General features: G+C 55.4%; 13 protein-coding genes. 12 read left to right on the forward strand and 1 reads right to left on the reverse strand.

Annotated features, from left to right (window positions below; translation table 11 throughout):
• The first annotated feature begins 23 nt into the window (after positions 1 to 23).
• The 6 genes from ACQYWX_RS11425 to phaC all read left to right on the forward strand — a co-directional run bounded on the left by ACQYWX_RS11425 (position 24) and on the right by phaC (position 7,278).
• The gene (locus ACQYWX_RS11425) at positions 24 to 1,070 is read left to right on the forward strand and encodes a patatin-like phospholipase family protein (RefSeq protein ID WP_431688853.1); all 1,047 of its coding nucleotides are present in this window, start codon (positions 24 to 26) and stop codon (positions 1,068 to 1,070) included.
• Positions 1,071 to 1,123: 53 nt separating this feature from the next.
• Positions 1,124 to 2,029 (forward strand): 50S ribosomal protein L3 N(5)-glutamine methyltransferase, encoded by a 906-nt coding sequence (prmB, locus tag ACQYWX_RS11430; RefSeq protein WP_216735799.1) that lies wholly within the window; start codon positions 1,124 to 1,126, stop codon positions 2,027 to 2,029.
• Between the two features lie 48 nt (positions 2,030 to 2,077).
• Positions 2,078 to 3,193 (forward strand): chorismate synthase, encoded by a 1,116-nt coding sequence (gene aroC, locus ACQYWX_RS11435; RefSeq protein ID WP_431688854.1) that lies wholly within the window; start codon positions 2,078 to 2,080, stop codon positions 3,191 to 3,193.
• 235 nt (positions 3,194 to 3,428) lie between these two features.
• Positions 3,429 to 4,583 (forward strand): MFS transporter, encoded by a 1,155-nt coding sequence (locus ACQYWX_RS11440; protein ID WP_431688855.1) that lies wholly within the window; start codon positions 3,429 to 3,431, stop codon positions 4,581 to 4,583.
• Positions 4,584 to 5,010: 427 nt separating this feature from the next.
• Complete coding sequence (locus ACQYWX_RS11445; RefSeq protein WP_164887241.1) at positions 5,011 to 5,331, forward strand: phasin family protein; 321 nt, start codon at positions 5,011 to 5,013, stop codon at positions 5,329 to 5,331.
• A gap of 135 nt (positions 5,332 to 5,466) precedes the next feature.
• Positions 5,467 to 7,278, forward strand: coding sequence for a class I poly(R)-hydroxyalkanoic acid synthase (phaC, locus tag ACQYWX_RS11450; RefSeq protein ID WP_431688856.1), 1,812 nt, complete (start codon positions 5,467 to 5,469; stop codon positions 7,276 to 7,278).
• Here phaC and ACQYWX_RS11455 read toward each other — a convergent pair.
• Positions 7,275 to 8,153 carry a LysR family transcriptional regulator gene (locus ACQYWX_RS11455; protein ID WP_431688857.1) on the reverse strand — a complete coding sequence of 293 codons (879 nt, stop codon included), beginning with the start codon at positions 8,151 to 8,153 and terminating at the stop codon, positions 7,275 to 7,277. The genes phaC and ACQYWX_RS11455 overlap by 4 nt on opposite strands.
• A gap of 201 nt (positions 8,154 to 8,354) precedes the next feature.
• On the opposite strand from ACQYWX_RS11455, the gene leuC reads away from it, so the two are divergent.
• The 6 genes from leuC to truA all read left to right on the forward strand — a co-directional run bounded on the left by leuC (position 8,355) and on the right by truA (position 17,273).
• Positions 8,355 to 9,770, forward strand: coding sequence for a 3-isopropylmalate dehydratase large subunit (gene leuC, locus ACQYWX_RS11460; RefSeq protein ID WP_431688858.1), 1,416 nt, complete (start codon positions 8,355 to 8,357; stop codon positions 9,768 to 9,770).
• Between the two features lie 10 nt (positions 9,771 to 9,780).
• On the forward strand, positions 9,781 to 10,431 hold the full coding sequence (gene leuD, locus ACQYWX_RS11465; protein WP_431688859.1) for a 3-isopropylmalate dehydratase small subunit: 651 nt from the start codon (positions 9,781 to 9,783) through the stop codon (positions 10,429 to 10,431).
• A gap of 56 nt (positions 10,432 to 10,487) precedes the next feature.
• Complete coding sequence (leuB, locus tag ACQYWX_RS11470; protein ID WP_431688860.1) at positions 10,488 to 11,570, forward strand: 3-isopropylmalate dehydrogenase; 1,083 nt, start codon at positions 10,488 to 10,490, stop codon at positions 11,568 to 11,570.
• A gap of 106 nt (positions 11,571 to 11,676) precedes the next feature.
• A complete protein-coding gene (gene asd / locus ACQYWX_RS11475; RefSeq protein ID WP_431688861.1) occupies positions 11,677 to 12,792 on the forward strand; it encodes an aspartate-semialdehyde dehydrogenase in 1,116 nt (371 codons plus the stop codon).
• A 543-nt stretch (positions 12,793 to 13,335) separates the two neighbouring features.
• Positions 13,336 to 16,374 (forward strand): FimV/HubP family polar landmark protein, encoded by a 3,039-nt coding sequence (locus tag ACQYWX_RS11480; RefSeq protein WP_431688862.1) that lies wholly within the window; start codon positions 13,336 to 13,338, stop codon positions 16,372 to 16,374.
• A 47-nt stretch (positions 16,375 to 16,421) separates the two neighbouring features.
• Complete coding sequence (truA, locus tag ACQYWX_RS11485; protein ID WP_431688863.1) at positions 16,422 to 17,273, forward strand: tRNA pseudouridine(38-40) synthase TruA; 852 nt, start codon at positions 16,422 to 16,424, stop codon at positions 17,271 to 17,273.
• Positions 17,274 to 17,291: the final 18 nt, after the last annotated feature.

Below are 17,291 nucleotides of genomic sequence, written 5' to 3' on the forward strand. Positions count from 1 at the left end.
AGACTTGGAGCGAATGATCGGCTATGGCGGCGAAAACAGTTGCGTTGGTGTTGGGTAGCGGTGGCGCGCGCGGATATGCGCATGTTGGCGTGATTGAGGTACTGCTGGAACGCGGCTATAACATTGTTGCGCTCTCCGGGTGCTCAATGGGGGCGTTGGTTGGCGGCATCTATGCGGCGGGCAAGCTGAGAGAGTTCAAAGACTGGGCTACCGGGCTGGATCAGTTTGACGTACTGCGCCTGCTGGATATTTCCCTGTCTTCCCCTGGCGCCATTCGGGGAGAGAAAGTCTTTTCCGTGGTGCGGGAGTTGATTGGCGACATTCGTATAGAAGATTTGCCCATCGCTTACACTGCCGTAGCTACAGATCTGCTGCATCAAAAAGAGGTGTGGTTTCAGGAAGGGCCGTTGCATCAGGCCATCAGGGCTTCAGTCGCTATTCCCAGCCTGCTGACTCCTGAAATCATTAAGGACCGCGTCCTGGTAGACGGTGGTCTTTTGAACCCCTTGCCGATCATTCCCACCATCTCCGCTCACGCCGACTATATTATTGCGGTCAATCTCAGTTATTACGATTATCAGGCTGAGAAAAAACTCTATGAAAAAACGGAGATCAAACAGGATCGCCGATTTGAGGAATGGGTTGCGGGCGTGTGGGAAAAAGCCTCGCAGTTCTTTGATCGGGAAGAAGAGGCGCTTTCCGATGCGGCAGCTTCACCCCCTGGCGCGCCAGCGATAGGCGAGCCCACGCCGAACAGCGCTGGCGGCGCGGAGGCGGTGAGTGCTGAAGATGAAGCGTCGACGGACGGCGCTATGGAAACGCGACTCAGCCTGGGCAAGTTCGACATTATGAACTTGTCTTTCGAGGCGATGCAGAGTTCGTTGACGCAATACAAACTGGCGGGATATCCGCCGGATATTCTGATCAATATTCCCAAGGGCGTATGTCGTACCTTTGAGTACCATAAAGCTCCGGAATTAATTCAACTGGGCCGGGAAATCGCCGAGCGCACCCTGGACAAACTCGCCAAAGAAGGCAAGTTAGAGGGGAATGGCGTTGAATCCGGTTAGGCGCGGCCGCCAAGCGTCGCTATAATAGGGCTCCATTTTTTCTGAGGTGTGCTGTGTTCGAACCAGAGTCTTTTCTGCAGTTGCAGACAATTCGTGATTTTATTCGTTATGCCTGGTCCCGTTTTAATCAGGAAGAACTGTTTTTTGGCCATGGCACGGACAACGCCTGGGACGAGGCGGTGCATCTGGTGTTAGGTTCGTTGCACCTTCCCTGGGACGTGGACGCCAGCATGCTGGACGCTCGTCTTGTGGATCACGAAAAGCTGGCCTTGGCCGAAGCCATCGGCAAGCGCGTGCTGCAGCGTATTCCCACGCCATATATTCTGGGCGAAGCCTGGTTCATGGGATTACCGTTTCATATCACTCAGGACGTCCTGATTCCTCGCTCTCCCATTGCGGAGCTGCTGGAAAATGATCTGCAACCCTGGCTTGAACAACCGCCGCTACGTATTCTGGATTTGTGCTGCGGCAGCGGCTGTATTGGCATCGCGGCGGCGCACGTATTCCCTGAAGCGGAAGTCGTACTGGCGGACATCTCCCCGCTGGCTTTAGAAGTGGCGCGTAAAAACGTGGCGCGGCATCACCTGGGGGATCGCTGTAAAGTAGTGGAGTCGGACATGTTCGACGCGCTGCATGGCGAATTCGATGTGATCCTCACCAACCCTCCATATGTCGACAAGCCGGATATGGACAGCCTGCCGCCGGAATATCTGCATGAGCCCGAGCTGGGGCTGGCTTCCGGGGCGGATGGTCTGGACGCTGCGCGGATTATTCTCGCTCGTGCCGCAGACTTCTTAAGCGATGGCGGGTTCATGGTGTGTGAAGTCGGCAACAGTATGGAAGCGCTGCAGAACTCCTACCCGGAGATCATGTTCATCTTCCCTGAATTCGAGAATGGCGGAGACGGCGTTTTCGTCATGACTAAAGACGATTTGCTCGGCTGTCGCGAACTGTTATAGGCGACGGCCGTCGATTAAGTTTCAAATTGCAAAAAGTGATATACCCCTATGTCTGGAAATACATTTGGCAAGTTATTCACGGTCACGACCTTCGGCGAAAGTCACGGCCTGGCTCTGGGCTGCATCGTTGATGGTTGCCCTCCAGGATTGCCGCTGACGGAAGAAGATCTGCAGGTTGACCTGGATCGCCGCAAGCCGGGAACCTCCCGCCACACGACGCAGCGCAGAGAGCCGGATCAGGTGCGGATTCTGTCGGGCGTATTCGAGGGTAAAACCACCGGTACGCCGATTGGTCTGTTAATCGAAAATACCGACCAGAAATCCAAAGACTATTCCAACATCAAAGACCAGTTCCGTCCGGCGCATGCGGATTACGCCTACTGGCACAAGTATGGCGTGCGCGACTATCGCGGCGGCGGCCGCAGCTCCGCTCGCGAGACCGCCATGCGGGTGGCCGCCGGGGCGATCGCCAAGAAGTTCTTGCAGACTGTCTATGGCGTTCGCATTCGCGGATATCTGTCTCAGCTGGGACCGATCAAAGTCGAGAAAGTGGACTGGTCTATCGTCAACGACAACCCTTTCTTTTGTCCAGATGCGGATAAGATTCCGGAAATGGAAAAGTACATGGACGCCTTGCGCAAAGAAGGCGACTCCATCGGCGCTAAAATCACCGTGGTCGCCGAAGGCGTTCCTCCCGGTTTGGGAGAGCCGATTTTTGATCGTCTGGATGCGGATCTGGCGCATGCTCTGATGAGTATCAACGCGGTTAAGGGCGTCGAGATAGGGGCCGGGTTTGACGTGGTCGAGCAGAAAGGCACGGAGCATCGTGATGAGATGACGCCGGAAGGCTTCCTGAGCAACAACGCAGGCGGCGTGTTAGGCGGCATCTCCAGCGGCCAGGACGTAATCGCTCACATGGCGCTCAAGCCGACTTCCAGTCTGCGTCTGCCGGGCCAGTCCATCGATGTGAATGGCGATCCTGTAGAGGTGATCACCACCGGGCGTCACGATCCCTGTGTGGGCATTCGCGCCACGCCGATTGCGGAAGCCATGATGGCCATGGTGTTGATGGATCACTTGCTGCGTCATCGTGGACAGAACGCGGACGTTAAAGTGGACACGCCTGATATCGCCGCCATTGCGCGGACGAAGGCGCAAGACTAAGCGACGCGTTGTCGTCGATATCCAGATACAGGCAAGGCGCATGAGGCGATTGTTCCTGCAGGGAAGTCAGGAGCCGCTAACGCCTCAGCGCTCAATTGCTTCCGGAATGTCGGGGCCTGTGCGCCCCGGTCAGCCTTGATAAAAGGATGACGCCTAAGGTTGAAAGTATTGGCGCGGCTTCTCATTGCAGAGTCTGCGTCTTGTCATCAGTTGTAACCTGACAAACGGATATCTCGTGACCAGAGAGCCCATATGGAAGCTCGCGGGCTTCTACTTTTTCTATTTCGCCCTGGTGGGCGGCATCTCGCCTTACTTCCCGGTTTATCTAGAGCATGTCGGTTTCGATGCGCTGGAGGTCGGGCAGCTCATGTCCATCCTCATGCTGACCCGTATCCTGGCGCCGAACCTGTGGGGCTGGATTGCGGACGCCACTGGCAAACGGCTTTTAATGATCCGTATGGGCAGCGCCTGCGCCACCTTCTTTTTCGCTGGGTTGCTGATCATTCAGGGCTTCTGGTGGCATGCGCTGCTGATGACTTTGTTTAGTTGTTTCTGGAATGCGGTGCTGCCGCAGTTTGAGGTGGTCACACTGCATAACCTGGGCGACGAGAGGGCGCGTTACAGCTCTGTGCGTCTTTGGGGCTCCATTGGCTTTGTCGTCTCCGTCACCAGCTTCGGCGCTCTGTTCAACCTGTATTCGGTGGCGTTGTTGCCTTGGCTATTGCTGGCGCTTTTAGTGGGTATTTTCCTTAGCGCCTGTATTATTCGCGGCGATACCGGCAAGGTGGAGTCAGCGGGGTTTACCGGCTTTCTGGGGCTGTTGAAGAATCGCTCGATTCTGTTGTTTTTCTTTATCGCCTGCCTTGGGCAGATTTCTTTCGGCCCGTTTTACACCTTCTTCAGTATTTATCTGAAATCGCTGGGCTACGACATGACCATGATCGGTCTGTTCTGGAGCGTGGGCGTGGTGGCGGAAATACTGTTGTTTTCCGCGATGCATCGCCTGCTGGGCCGCTATTCGCTGTATGTCATCGTAGTCAGCTGCCTGTTGCTGACGGCGCTACGCTGGTCGGGGGTGGCGCTGCTGGCGGAGCACTGGTGGGTGCTGGTGTTGACTCAGGCGCTGCACGCAGCCAGTTTTGGCGGTTTGCACGCCGCTGCGATTGAGTTTGTCCATCGCGCTTTCCCTAAAGAATATGCGGGGCAGGGACAGGCGATGTACAGTGCGGTCAGCTTTGGCGTTGGCGGGGCGATTGGCGCCAATGTCAGTGGCGCGATTTATGATCCCCTGGGCGCTACCTTTACCTTTCTCGCCGCCGCAGGCGTTTGTCTTCTCTCTGCAATAATTTTGATACTTAAACGCCGTAATCTTGGTTCGTTATGGGACTGACCTTCCGCTGCGTTGCGCAGCCTGGGCTGGCCTTCCTCTGAAGTGACGCCAAGGCCGCCGCCAATTATCTCCGATGCGCTGATGGCTGGCGGATAGTCGTATTGCAGGGGGCGGGAGGAAGTTTCTACTATTTTTATCAGCCTGACGGAATGGCGTTGAAACGGGCTCGCGATTAGCCGTGAGCTTTGACTTGCATCAACGGCGCTGACAGGTCGCCGCTCTACACTGGGCTAACGGCTGTAAGCAGTCGCCCTGGAATAGAGCGCAATTTTTTGCTGTGAAGTTTCAGATATGGCAATAAAATACTTCTGCCCAGCAGGGAGTTTGTTGTCGCCGGGACAGGGTAGTTACGTTCAAACCAATCAGGAATATTTGGGTGATTACTATGCAATCATACTTCGGGAACTTTGCTGACCAAGCAAAACACATGTATGAACCGGTTGGGAAAATCGGCTCTCTGGTTGTGTCCAACCTGGAAAGAGTAGCTGAGTTCCAGATGGATGCGGCCAAGTCCTACGCAGACTTGACCATGAAACAATGGAAGGATATCGCAGACATCAAGGATGTGGAGTCTCTGAAAAACTTCGCCGCCGGCCAGGCGGAGCTCGCCAGCGAAATCAGCAAGAAGTGGGTTGAAGACATGAAAGTGCTGGGCGACATGGGCATTGAGTTCAAAGACGAAGTTGAAAAAATTCTCGCCACCTCACGCAACGGCGCTGATAAACCAGCCGGTAAAACCGGCGCCTGACAGCGAATCATAGACTTTCCAAGATAAACGCCTGTCCCGCAGGCGTTTTTTCATGAGTCTGGCCGGTTCCGCGCCCGGAGTAGTTGGATTCCGGCCGACTCCTTAAGTCATTTTGGCCAGGGGGAAATGGAAATAATGAGCGACGACAAGGGAAGCGTGGCCGGTAGAGCGCTGCGCAGGGTTTTTCACGCGGTTAATACTTCCTCGGAAAATTACAGAAACTCTCTGCAGGATTTTTTAAATAAGAACTGGGACGTCAATGACGCCCAAGTGTCGGCTCTGATGGATATGCTCGGCTCCTACAGGGACATCGCCGAGCAACTGGCGCTGCATCCGGTGCGTCTCGCCGGCAAGGAATTTGAATTGGCGAAAGGGCATGTGTCCCTGCTGGGCGGCAGCCTGAAACGTCTTCTTGGCAAAAAGCCGGACCCGATCGCCATACCGGAAGATGGCGACCGCCGTTTTAGCGATCCAGAGTGGAACGATAACGTTCTTTTCGATTACCTCAAACAAGCCTATTTGTTGAACTCCAAGGCGGTGTTGGATCTGGTGGATACGCTGGAGGATTCCGGCAATCACACACACGATCAATTCATGTTCTACACCCGGCAGCTGGTCAATGCGCTGGCGCCGACCAACTTCTTTCTTACCAATCCCGAAGTGCTGCGGAAGACGCTATCCAGCGGCGGCGGTAATTTATTGGAGGGCATGAAGAACTTTTGGGAGGACTACAAGAAGAATCCCAATCTGCTCAATATCTCCATGACGGACTTTTCCGCCTTTGAAGTGGGGCGCAACGTCGCCACCACGCCGGGCAAGGTGGTCTATCAGAATGACCTGATGCAGCTGATTCAGTACGCGCCCACCACAGAGCAGGTGTATAAGACGCCGCTGCTGATTATTCCGCCCTGGATTAACAAGTACTACATTCTGGATCTCAAAGAGAAAAACTCGTTGATTAAATGGATTGTGGATCAGGGGCACACTGTATTCGTGGTGTCCTGGGTCAATCCGGGCCCGGCTCTGCGGGACAAGACGTTTGAGAGCTATATGGTGGAAGGCGCGCTGGCCGCCATGGATGCGGTGGAGAAAGCCACTGGCGAGAAGGAGATGAACGCCATTGGTTATTGCGTCGGCGGCACCTTGCTCGGCTGTACCTTGGCGTATCTGGCGGCGAAGAAGCAGACCAAGCGCATCAAGTCGGCGACTTATCTGACGACGCTGCTGGACTTCACTGATCCAGGTGGCATTGGCGTGTTCATCAATAAGCACGCGATCAGCGGCATAGAAAAGCAACTGGATAAAGCCGGCTATTATGACGGTCGCGCCATGGCCTTCAGCTTCAACATGCTGCGGGAGAACGATCTGTTCTGGTCTTTCTTCGTCAATAACTATCTGAAAGGGGAAAAACCGGCGGCATTTGACTTGCTCTACTGGAACTCAGACAGCACGAACTTGCCGGCGGCCATGCACAGCTACTATCTGCGCAATATGTACCTGGAGAACAAGTTGATGGAGCCGGGCGGAATTTCCCTGATGAATACCCCCATTGACCTGCGCAAGATCAAAACGCCGGCCTTTTTCCTCTCCACCATTCAGGACCATATCGCCAAGTGGAAGACCACCTATGGCGGCGCACGCGTGCACTCCGGTCCCACGCAATTCGTATTGTCCGGTTCCGGGCATATCGCTGGCGTGGTGAATCCCCCAAGTGCGGAGAAGTATGGTTTTTGGACTGGAGACCAGCTACCCGACGACCCGGATGACTGGTTCGCCATGGCGGAAAAACACAAAGGCTCCTGGTGGCCCCATTGGAGCGAATGGATGCAGCCTTTCACCGGAGAAAAAGTAGCGGCCCGGGTTCCAGGAGACCGCGAACTGGCCGTGATCGAAGACGCCCCGGGCACTTACGTGAAGCAGCGCATCGCCGATGTAATCGGGCATTAAGGCGCTGGCGGCGCTTCACCCTGGAGCTGTCGAAGAAAAGCTTCCGCGACCCTGCTCAGGGTGCGTCGGGAGTCGTAAATGACGCCGAGCTTGCGATAGAGATTCGTCTCCAGCGCCAGCTCGGCGACGCTGTCGTCGAGCATGGAGTCCGGCAGTACGCCCCAGCCCAGTCCCACCGACACCATCATCTTTATCGTCTCCAGATAATTAGTAGGCATGGAGGTCGCCAGCGGCAAAGACTGTCCGGCGAACAGCGATGAAATCAACTGAAACGTTACGGTGTGCGGCGCTGGCAGCAGTGCGCGATACTCTGCCAGATCGGACAGTTGTAAGTCAGTGTTGTGAGTGAGAGGGTGATCCGGCTCCGCCACGAAAACCAGGCGGTCCAGCCAAAGTTCATGGGCGGTGAAGGGCGCTTTTACCTGCTCAGGAAGCGTGACCAGCGCCAATTGCACCGATCCCGCCAATAATGCCTGCTCGGCGTCCTCCGAGGCTAAAAACTGCAGATCGAATTCCGCTTCCGGGTGGGCGCGGGAAAAGCGTCTGATTTCCTTTGGCAATCTGTGCAGTCCGATATGATGGCTGGTGGCGAGGTGCAACACCCCGGCGACGCTGCTGTGAAGATTGAGGATTTCCGCCTGCGTGTTGTCGACTTCACGCAGTATCGTCGCGGCGCGTTGGCGTAACAACTTTCCAGCGTCGGTCAATACCGCCTTGCGTGGCAGACGCTCAATCAATGGCGTGGCGAAATGCTGCTCCAGATTGGCCAGGCGCTTTGATACCGCAGGCTGAGTGACATGCAGCAATTCCGCGGCTTGTGAGAATGAGCCCGTATCTGCGATAGCCATGAAGGTCTTCAGATCGAGTAAATCCATGCTATTCCGTTTGGTTATGGAAAATATGAAAAATATGAATTGGATTTATTCTAACCTGAATACTAGCATTGCCGATACATGTCGCCCCATGACGTCGTTATCAACGGATGAGCGTGGAAGTGGCGACCCGGACGCGGATCAAGACGCAACAAAGTCCGGATAACAAATTCAAAAAGCGATGAATACTCTGAGGTAACTATCATGGCGGGCAAAACCCTCTACGACAAATTATGGGATTCCCATGTAGTGAAACAGCGCGACGACGGCAGCGCGCTTATCTATATCGATCGTCAATTACTGCACGAAGTTACCTCGCCCCAGGCGTTTGAAGGATTACGTCTGGCGGGTAGAAAACCCTGGCGCGTGGACGCTAACCTGGCGACGCCGGATCACAACGTGCCCACCACGGAACGCAGCGCCGGCGTACAGGGCATCGAAGACCCCATCTCTCGTATCCAGGTGCAGACGCTGGACGAAAACTGCGAAGAGTTCGGCATCGTTGAGTTCAAGATGCTGGATAAGCGTCAGGGCATCGTGCACGTCATTGGGCCGGAGCAGGGCGCGACCCTGCCAGGAATGACTATCGTCTGCGGCGATTCTCACACCTCGACCCACGGCGCTTTCGCCGCATTGGCCCATGGCATCGGCACCTCGGAAGTGGAGCATGTGCTGGCTACCCAGTGTCTGGTGCAAAAGAAAATGAAAAACCTGCTGATCAAAGTAAATGGTCAGTTGTCTCGCGGCGTCACCGCAAAAGACGTGATTTTGGCGATTATCGGTGTAATCGGCACGGCCGGCGGCACCGGATACGCGATGGAGTTTGCCGGCGAGGCGATAGAAAGCCTGTCGATGGAAGGACGTATGACCATCTGCAACATGGCCATTGAAGCGGGCGCGCGCGCCGGACTGGTGGCGGTGGACGACAAGACCATCGAATATGTGAAAGGTCGCCCTTACAGCCCTAAAGGAGATTTGTGGGATAAGGCCGTCGCAGCATGGCGCGACTTGAAAAGCGACTCCGACGCCGTATTCGATAAAGTCGTTGAATTGAACGGCGCTGACATTGAGCCGCAAGTAACTTGGGGCACCTCTCCGGAAATGGTCGCTGGCGTCAACAGCAGCGTTCCCGATCCGGAAAAAGCGGAAGACGCCACCGCCAAAGAAGGCATCAGCCGCGCTTTGAAATATATGGGCTTGCAAGCTGGCGCCGCGATTACCGACATCAAACTGGATCGCGTCTTTATCGGCTCTTGCACCAACTCGCGAATTGAAGACCTGCGCGAAGCCGCAGCAGTCGTCAAAGGCCGCAAGGTCGCCGCCAATGTCAAACAGGCGTTAGTGGTGCCAGGCTCTGGACTGGTGAAAGAGCAGGCGGAGCAGGAAGGCCTGGATAAAATATTTATCGAAGCGGGTCTCGAATGGCGCGAACCAGGATGCTCCATGTGTCTGGCCATGAATGCGGATAAGTTGGGGCAGGGCGAGCACTGTGCGTCCACCTCCAACCGTAATTTCGAAGGCCGTCAGGGCTTCGGCGGTCGGACCCACTTGGTCAGTCCCGCTATGGCCGCCGCTGCGGCGGTGTTCGGTCATTTTGTTGATGTCAGAGAGCTGATTTAAGGAGCGCCCCATGAAGAAATTTACTCAGGTCACAGGTGTGGTGGCGCCCATTGATCGCGCCAATGTCGACACCGATATGATCATTCCGAAGCAGTTTTTGAAATCCATTAAACGTTCCGGCTTCGGTCCGAATCTGTTTGATGAGTTGCGTTATCTGGATGAAGGGCAGCCTGATGCGGATTGCAGCAAGCGTCCGATCAACCCGGACTTCGTGTTGAACCAACCCCGTTACAAGGGCGCGAGCATCATGCTGGCCCGACGTAACTTCGGCTGCGGGTCCAGTCGCGAGCATGCCCCTTGGGCGTTGGACGACTACGGATTCCGCGCGGTGATTGCGCCCAGCTTTGCGGATATCTTCTTCAACAACTGTTTTAAAAATGGCTTGTTGCCTATTGTTTTAGATGAAAAAGAAGTGGATAAGCTGTTTGAGGAAACTTTCGCTGAGGAAGGCTATCAGCTGACCGTGGATTTGGAGCGCAAGAAAGTTATCAAGCCAGACGGGACTGAATTGTCATTCGAAGTGGATGAGTTCAGGCAGCACTGTTTATTGAAAGGGCTGGACGAAATCGGCGTCACTCTGGAAGACAGAGAAGCGATTGCTGCGTATGAAACACGCCGCAAGGCCGAGGCGCCTTGGATGTTTTTAGGCGTGCAGTCCTAGTCGACGACTGGTCCATATTTGCGAAAAGACATTAATACAAACTCCAGAGATTGAACATGGCGAAACAAGTACTGATTTTACCTGGCGATGGCATTGGGCCAGAGATTGTGGCTCAGGCGCGCAATGTATTGGATGTGGTGAACAACAAGTTTTCCCTGGGCCTGACTTTCACTGAAGGTCTAGTGGGGGGCGCGGCCATTGACGCTACCGGCGTTCCTTTGCCGGAAGAGACGCTGGCCGCTGCAAAGGCGGCTGATGCGATTCTGCTGGGCGCAGTGGGCGGACCCAAATGGGACAAACTGGACATGGCGATTCGTCCAGAGAAAGGATTGCTTGGTCTGCGCAGCGGACTGGAGCTGTTCGCCAACCTGCGTCCGGCCATTCTGTATCCGCAGTTGGCGGAAGCCTCCTCACTGCGTCCAGAAGTGGTCGCTGGTCTGGATATTCTGATCGTGCGCGAGCTGACCGGCGGCATCTATTTCGGTAAGCCCCGTGGCGTTCGCACGCTGGAAAACGGTGAGCGCGAAGGCTACAACACCTACGTTTACAGCGAGAGTGAGATTCGCCGTATCGGCCGCGTGGCGTTTGAAGCGGCGCAGAAGCGCAATAAGCGTCTGTGTTCCGTGGACAAGGCCAACGTACTGGAAGTCACCGTGCTTTGGCGCGAAGTGATGGACGAGCTGGCGAAGGAATATCCGGATGTGGAATTGAGCCATATGTACGTGGACAACGCGGCTATGCAGCTGGTGCGCGCGCCGAAGCAGTTTGACGTGATCGTCACCGGCAACATGTTCGGAGACATCCTGTCTGACGAAGCCGCCATGCTGACTGGCTCCATCGGCATGCTGCCATCCGCGTCGCTTAATTCGGCGGGCAAGGGCATGTACGAGCCTTGTCACGGCTCGGCTCCGGATATCGCGGGACAGAACATGGCCAACCCCCTGGCGACTATTCTTTCAGCAGCTATGATGCTACGCTATTCTCTCGCTGCGGAAGACGCGGCGGCGGCGATTGAGCAAGCGGTCAGCGACGTGCTGGACCAGGGGTTAAGAACCCGCGACATCGCCGGCTCCAGCGGAGAGTCCGTTTCAACTCAGGCAATGGGCGAAGCCGTGGCGAGGGTCCTGGCGGATCGCTGACCCGCCAAGTCGCACTCATACATCTGAATCAGGGGGAGTCGCCAATTCTCGGGGCTTTCCCAGTCCGTCAGCATCATTCATTGAACGCATAGAGGTCTTGAAGCAAATGAAGAAAGTGGGTCTGGTAGGATGGCGGGGCATGGTAGGCTCCGTTTTGATGCAGCGCATGCAAGAAGAGAACGATTTCGCGCACATCGATCCGATATTCTTCACCACATCCCAGGTTGGTCAGGCGGCGCCTGACTTTGGCAAACCCGCGCCAGCGTTGAAAGACGCTACCTCCATTCAAGACCTGAGTGAAATGGACATTATTATTTCCTGCCAGGGCGGGGATTACACCAATGACGTGTATCCGCAATTGCGCGCCGCTGGCTGGAATGGCTACTGGATCGACGCCGCTTCCGCATTGCGTATGAAAGACGATGCGGTCATCGTGCTGGACCCGGTTAACCGTAAAGTTATTGACCGCGCTATCGATCAAGGACGCAAAGACTTCATCGGCGGCAATTGCACCGTCAGCCTGATGTTGCTGGCCCTGGGCGGTCTGTTTGAGCAGGATCTGGTTGAGTGGGTCAGCCCGATGACCTATCAGGCGGCCTCTGGCGCTGGCGCGCAGAACATGCGCGAACTGATCAAGCAGATGGGCTCCGTTTACGACAGCGTTTCTACTGAACTGGCCGACCCCGCCAGCTCCATTCTGGAAATCGATCGTCTGGTAGCGGAAAGAATGCGCGGCGGCGAATTCCCTGTGGATCAGTTTGGCGTGCCGTTGGCCGGCAGCCTGATTCCCTGGATCGACAAGCCCATGCCTTCCGGCCAGAGCAAAGAAGAGTGGAAGGCGCAGGCGGAAGCCAACAAAATTCTGGGCAGAGAAGGGGCGCCGATTCCTATCGATGGCCTCTGCGTACGTATCGGCGCCATGCGCTGCCATAGCCAGGCGATGACGATCAAACTGCGCAAGGATGTTCCTCTGCCGGAAATCGAGCAGATGCTGGCCACGTCCAACGACTGGGCGAAAGTGATTCCCAACGACCGCGACATCTCCATGCGCGAGCTGACGCCGGCGCGAGTGAATGGCGGTCTGGATATTCCGGTTGGCCGGTTGCGCAAGCTGAGCATGGGGCCAGAGTATCTGGGCGCATTCACTGTCGGCGACCAGTTGTTATGGGGCGCAGCCGAGCCGTTACGCCGCACGCTGGCGATTTTACTGGGTAATATCTGACCTCTGGGTTTTGCGACGGCGCCGGTTTTTTGACGCAATCGGTGCCGTTAAATCTGGAAAAATTTGCATTCGTCGTTACAATACCGCTCAAGTGAAAGGCTTATTCCGATTCGCTTGAGCGGTAATCCCGCCTGACTCGGACGGAGTTATCAGTTTCCGAATAACTACCTCCGCCTTTGTTGCTCATTTCCATCTCTGGACTAAATTTAAGTGTGTGATGGCCGATATGGCTTTTTTACGCAAGCGCTTATGACGCATTATCCGCTTCTGGAGTTGGGGAAGTGGTTGATCTGCATGTAAATTGATCAACCAGACAGGCTTGTATTAAAAATCATCCGTTTGGCCGTTTTGAATAGGCCTAATTTCTTGTAAAAATGCAGGACCTAATTAATACTTAGTAGCAATATTGAAAGTTTATTCTAAACATTCTCAATCAACTGAGATTTTTAACGACATTTGACGCCGTCAGATAACCTCGGGCGGCGCCGGAAAGCTCGGCGCGCCACCTGAAGAGGTGAAGAATTAATAGAAAGGAAAGACGCTATGGTTCGCAAACTCGCGATTGCAGTATTAACAATGTCCGCGCTTTCATCGGGGGTGGCTAAGGCGCTAGGGTTAGGCGAAGCAAAAGTTTATTCATCGCTCAATCAACCGCTGAACGCGGAAATCGAGCTGGTCAGCGTTCGTGATCTCACCGAGAGCGAAATTTTGACGAATCTGGCCTCCCGGGAAGCGTTCCAGCGCGCCAACCTGGACCGGGTGTATTTCCTTTCGGATTTGCGCTTCAAAGTTTTATTCAAAGACGGCAAGGCTTATGTGCGAGTCACCAGCTCCAAGCCGGTGCGCGAGCCTTATCTGAATTTCCTGATGGAAGTGACTTGGCCTAGTGGACGACTGTTGCGAGAGTACGCGCTGCTGATCGATCCGCCTACGTTTAGCAGCGAGAGCGTGAAGCCTGCGCAGGTTGCGCCGGCCAGAACCACCACTGCCAGTGCGCCTGCTACGACAACGCGTCCTTCCACTTCAACGACCACTACCAGAACTACCGCTCCTTCCTCCTCGTCCACCTACGATGCGCCTTCTACTTCAGGGTCTTATGGACCAACAGGCGGTGACGACACTTTGTGGGAGATAGCGCTGAAAACCCGTCCTGACAGCAGCGTGTCGCCCCAGCAGATGATGCTGGCGATTCAGGATTTGAACCCGGACGCTTTCTTCGACGGCAACATCAACAAGCTGAAATCCGGTCAGGTATTGCGTATTCCTGACAAAGAGCAGGCCCAGCAGCGCAGTAACCGCGACGCGGTGCGTCAGGTCAGCCTGCAAAACCGCGAGTTTGCGGAAGGGCGCGCGCCATCTACCCGTCAGGTGGATGCGTCAGGAACCGGTCGCAATCAGACTGGCTCCGCCGCGTCGCAAACTGACGAAGACAAGTTGAGAATTATCGTCGCCAAAACTGGCGAGAATGCCTCTACGACGCCTGAAAAAGCGGGTGACTCCACAGGCTCTCGCGGCGGCACTTCGAAGACTGCTGAAGAACTGAGTCTGGCGCAAGAGAAACTGGATCAGGTCTCTCGCGAAAACGAAGACTTGAAGAGCCGCATGGAAGACCTGCAGAGTCAGTTGGAGACAATGCAGCGTCTGGTGTCGCTGAAAGATGACCAATTGGCGGCCATGCAATCGAAAGTAGGCGAAACTGGCGGCGATACTACTGCGCCGACGCTTCCCGAAGAGCCTGTTATGCCCGGCGATGAAGGCATGACTCCAGGGGAAGAGCCCATGACGCCAAGCGAGCCCTCCATGGGCTTGGGTGATGAGCCATCCACGATGGGAGAAGAGACGCCAATGTCTCCCGGCATGGAGACTCCAGAAGATCAAACTGGCATGAATACGCCGGAGACGCCAGAGCCTGTTGCGCCCGTCACGCCGACGGAGCCTGAACAGCCTCCTGTCGTAGTAGACAAAAAGCCGCCAACGCCAGCAGTTACCGAGCCGACGCCACAGCCTGAGCCGGAAAGCTGGATCGACATCATCAAGAATAATGTGATTTACCAGGCCGCTATTGGCGGCGGCGCGGTCCTGTTGTTACTGATTCTCTGGTTGCTGGCCCGTCGCGGCGGCAAAAAAGAAGCGGAAGCGGATGACGACGCTCTGGATATCGCAGACCACGATAATTTGGCGCTGGATTTGGATATCGACGCGGAAGAAGGCGAGGGCGAAACCAAAGTCGGCGGCGATGATCCCATTGCGGAAGCGGACGTGTACATCGCGTATCAGCGTTTCGATCAGGCAGTGCAAGTGCTTGACGCCGCACTGGAAGAGAATCCCAACAATCAGGAATATCGCCTGAAGTTGTTGGAAGTGCTGGGCGAAGCCAAAGAAGGTGCGCGCTTCAACGAAACTTATAACCATCTGCGCGAAGCTGGCAACACTGGCGTCGTGAACCGCGCGGATGAAATCAAATCCCGTTTCTCCGACCTGGATGACGAGCCAGGTTTGTCCTTGGACGATCTGGAAAGCCAGCTGCTGGGCGGTGATGATTTCGCCTCTTCAACAGTGGATGAAGACGAATTGGATTTGGATCTGGACGCGAACCTGGATGCGACAATTCCCAGCCAGCCTGCCGCACTGAGCGAGCCTGAAGAGCTGGAGCCCGTCGAAGAAGCCGAAGATAACCTGGATATCGACTTTGACCTGAGCGAAATCGATCTGGGCGAAACTGACAAGGAAGAGGTTGAAGAATCGAAAACTTCATCCGGTTATGACAAAGGCATTGATTACGTTTCCAGCAAAGCGCCTGCTGAGGAAGAATCCCTGGAGGACGCTTTCGAGACGGCGGATGTTTCTCTTGAGTCCTTAGAAGAAGACGGCTTTGAGCTGGCGGACGCTGAAGAGCTGGAGTCAGATTTCGAGCTGGACACCGTTGGCTTGGACGATGATCTGGAGACGCTGGATCTGGAGAGCGACCTCAGCGACGAGCTGCTGGATATGGATGCGCCCGCTGAAAGCGATGAGCTGGACGAAACCCTTGATCTGGATATGAATCTGGAAGAGGAAGAACCCTCTCTGGATCTGGATGACAGCGATCTGGATTTGTCACTCGACGAACAGCCTGCAGAAAGCAAAGACTTCACCGGCGCTGAGCTATCCAGTGATGTGGCGGAAGAATTCGTGCAACAGGTTGATGACTTGGAAGACGAACTGCCGGATTTGAGCGCGTCCTTCGACGAAGAGCCGAAAGCGGACGTCGCTGCAGAGCTGGATACGGATCTCGATTTTAATCTGGATGATGACTTTGGCGACAAGACCATCGTGCAGCCGCAGGAGCCTGCCCCGAGCGTCGCGGCGGAATCGAAACCCGCAGCCAAAGAAGGTATGCAGGACGAGTTCGTGGAAGAGCTGGAAGAAGATTTCAACTTCCTGTCCGACACCGACGAAGCCGCCACTAAACTGGATCTGGCCAGAGCCTACATCGACATGGGCGACCGTGAAGGGGCTCGCGACATCCTGGAAGAGGTTGTCGAAGAAGGCAATAACGACCAGAAGCAGGAAGCCGCTTCCTTGCTGAAGAGACTTGCATAATTCCGCTACTTTCCAATAATGCTGCCCTCATGTTTTGAGGGCGGCTTATGAATCCAACCAGTTCGAACCAGTCATTGTACCCACTTTCCAACGATCTCTTGCCGGATACCGGGCGCGTTGCGCTGGTGTTGGGCTACGACGGCTCCCGTTATCACGGCTGGCAGGCGCAGAACTCCGGCGTACCCTCCGTGCAGGCGGAAGTAGAGGCTGCTTTATCAAAAGTCGCAGACCATCCCGTTAGTGTCGTATGCGCGGGGCGCACCGACGCCGGCGTTCATGCGGTGAACCAGGTCGTTCACTTCGTGACGAAGGCGCAGCGCAGCCCGTATTCCTGGGCGATGGGCGTCAATCACTTTTTGCCGGCGGATGTATCCGTGAGCTGGGCGGGCGCGGTGTCAGAGAATTTTCATGCCCGCTACACCGCGACCTCACGCAGCTATCGCTACATTATCTACAACCATCCGATTCGCCCCGCGTGGCTCAATCGCAACGTTACCTGGAACTACCGTCCTCTGGATGTGGAAAGCATGGCCGCCGCCGGCGCGCATCTGATCGGCGAGAATGACTTCAGCGCATTCCGCGGTTCCGACTGTCAATCCAAGACGCCTTTTCGCAATCTGACCCGTCTTGAAGTGAGCAAGGTCGGCGACATGGTTGTGATAGAAGTGGAGGCGAACGCGTTTTTACACCACATGGTGCGCAACATTTCAGGTACCTTAATGGCGGTGGGGACAGGCAAGAAGCCGTCAGACTGGGTCGCGGACGTGCTGGCTTCCAAGAAGCGCTCAAAAGCCGGAGTGACGGCTCCGCCTTTTGGGTTGTACCTGACGTCTGTCACCTATCCGGAAGAGTTTGCGATTCCTTCGTTGCGGAAAGGGCCGTTTTTTCTCGGCGCCTGATTTCCTCGATTTCCCGAA

The organism is Hahella sp. NBU794, assembly GCF_050749805.1.
Taxonomy (GTDB): domain Bacteria; phylum Pseudomonadota; class Gammaproteobacteria; order Pseudomonadales; family Oleiphilaceae; genus Hahella.

Excerpts from the sequence above, each read along its gene's own strand:
- ACQYWX_RS11445 (WP_164887241.1), top strand. The coding sequence starts at position 5,011 with ATGTATGAACCGGTTGGGAAAATCGGCTCTCTGGTTGTGTCCAACCTG.
- asd (WP_431688861.1), top strand. The coding sequence starts at position 11,677 with ATGAAGAAAGTGGGTCTGGTAGGATGGCGGGGCATGGTAGGCTCCGTT.
- leuC (WP_431688858.1), top strand. The coding sequence starts at position 8,355 with ATGGCGGGCAAAACCCTCTACGACAAATTATGGGATTCCCATGTAGTG.
- truA (WP_431688863.1), top strand. The coding sequence starts at position 16,422 with ATGAATCCAACCAGTTCGAACCAGTCATTGTACCCACTTTCCAACGAT.
- ACQYWX_RS11425 (WP_431688853.1), top strand. The coding sequence starts at position 24 with ATGGCGGCGAAAACAGTTGCGTTGGTGTTGGGTAGCGGTGGCGCGCGC.
- ACQYWX_RS11480 (WP_431688862.1), top strand. The coding sequence starts at position 13,336 with ATGGTTCGCAAACTCGCGATTGCAGTATTAACAATGTCCGCGCTTTCA.
- aroC (WP_431688854.1), top strand. The coding sequence starts at position 2,078 with ATGTCTGGAAATACATTTGGCAAGTTATTCACGGTCACGACCTTCGGC.
- leuD (WP_431688859.1), top strand. The coding sequence starts at position 9,781 with ATGAAGAAATTTACTCAGGTCACAGGTGTGGTGGCGCCCATTGATCGC.
- ACQYWX_RS11455 (WP_431688857.1), bottom strand. The coding sequence starts at position 8,153 with ATGGATTTACTCGATCTGAAGACCTTCATGGCTATCGCAGATACGGGC.
- leuB (WP_431688860.1), top strand. The coding sequence starts at position 10,488 with ATGGCGAAACAAGTACTGATTTTACCTGGCGATGGCATTGGGCCAGAG.
- phaC (WP_431688856.1), top strand. The coding sequence starts at position 5,467 with ATGAGCGACGACAAGGGAAGCGTGGCCGGTAGAGCGCTGCGCAGGGTT.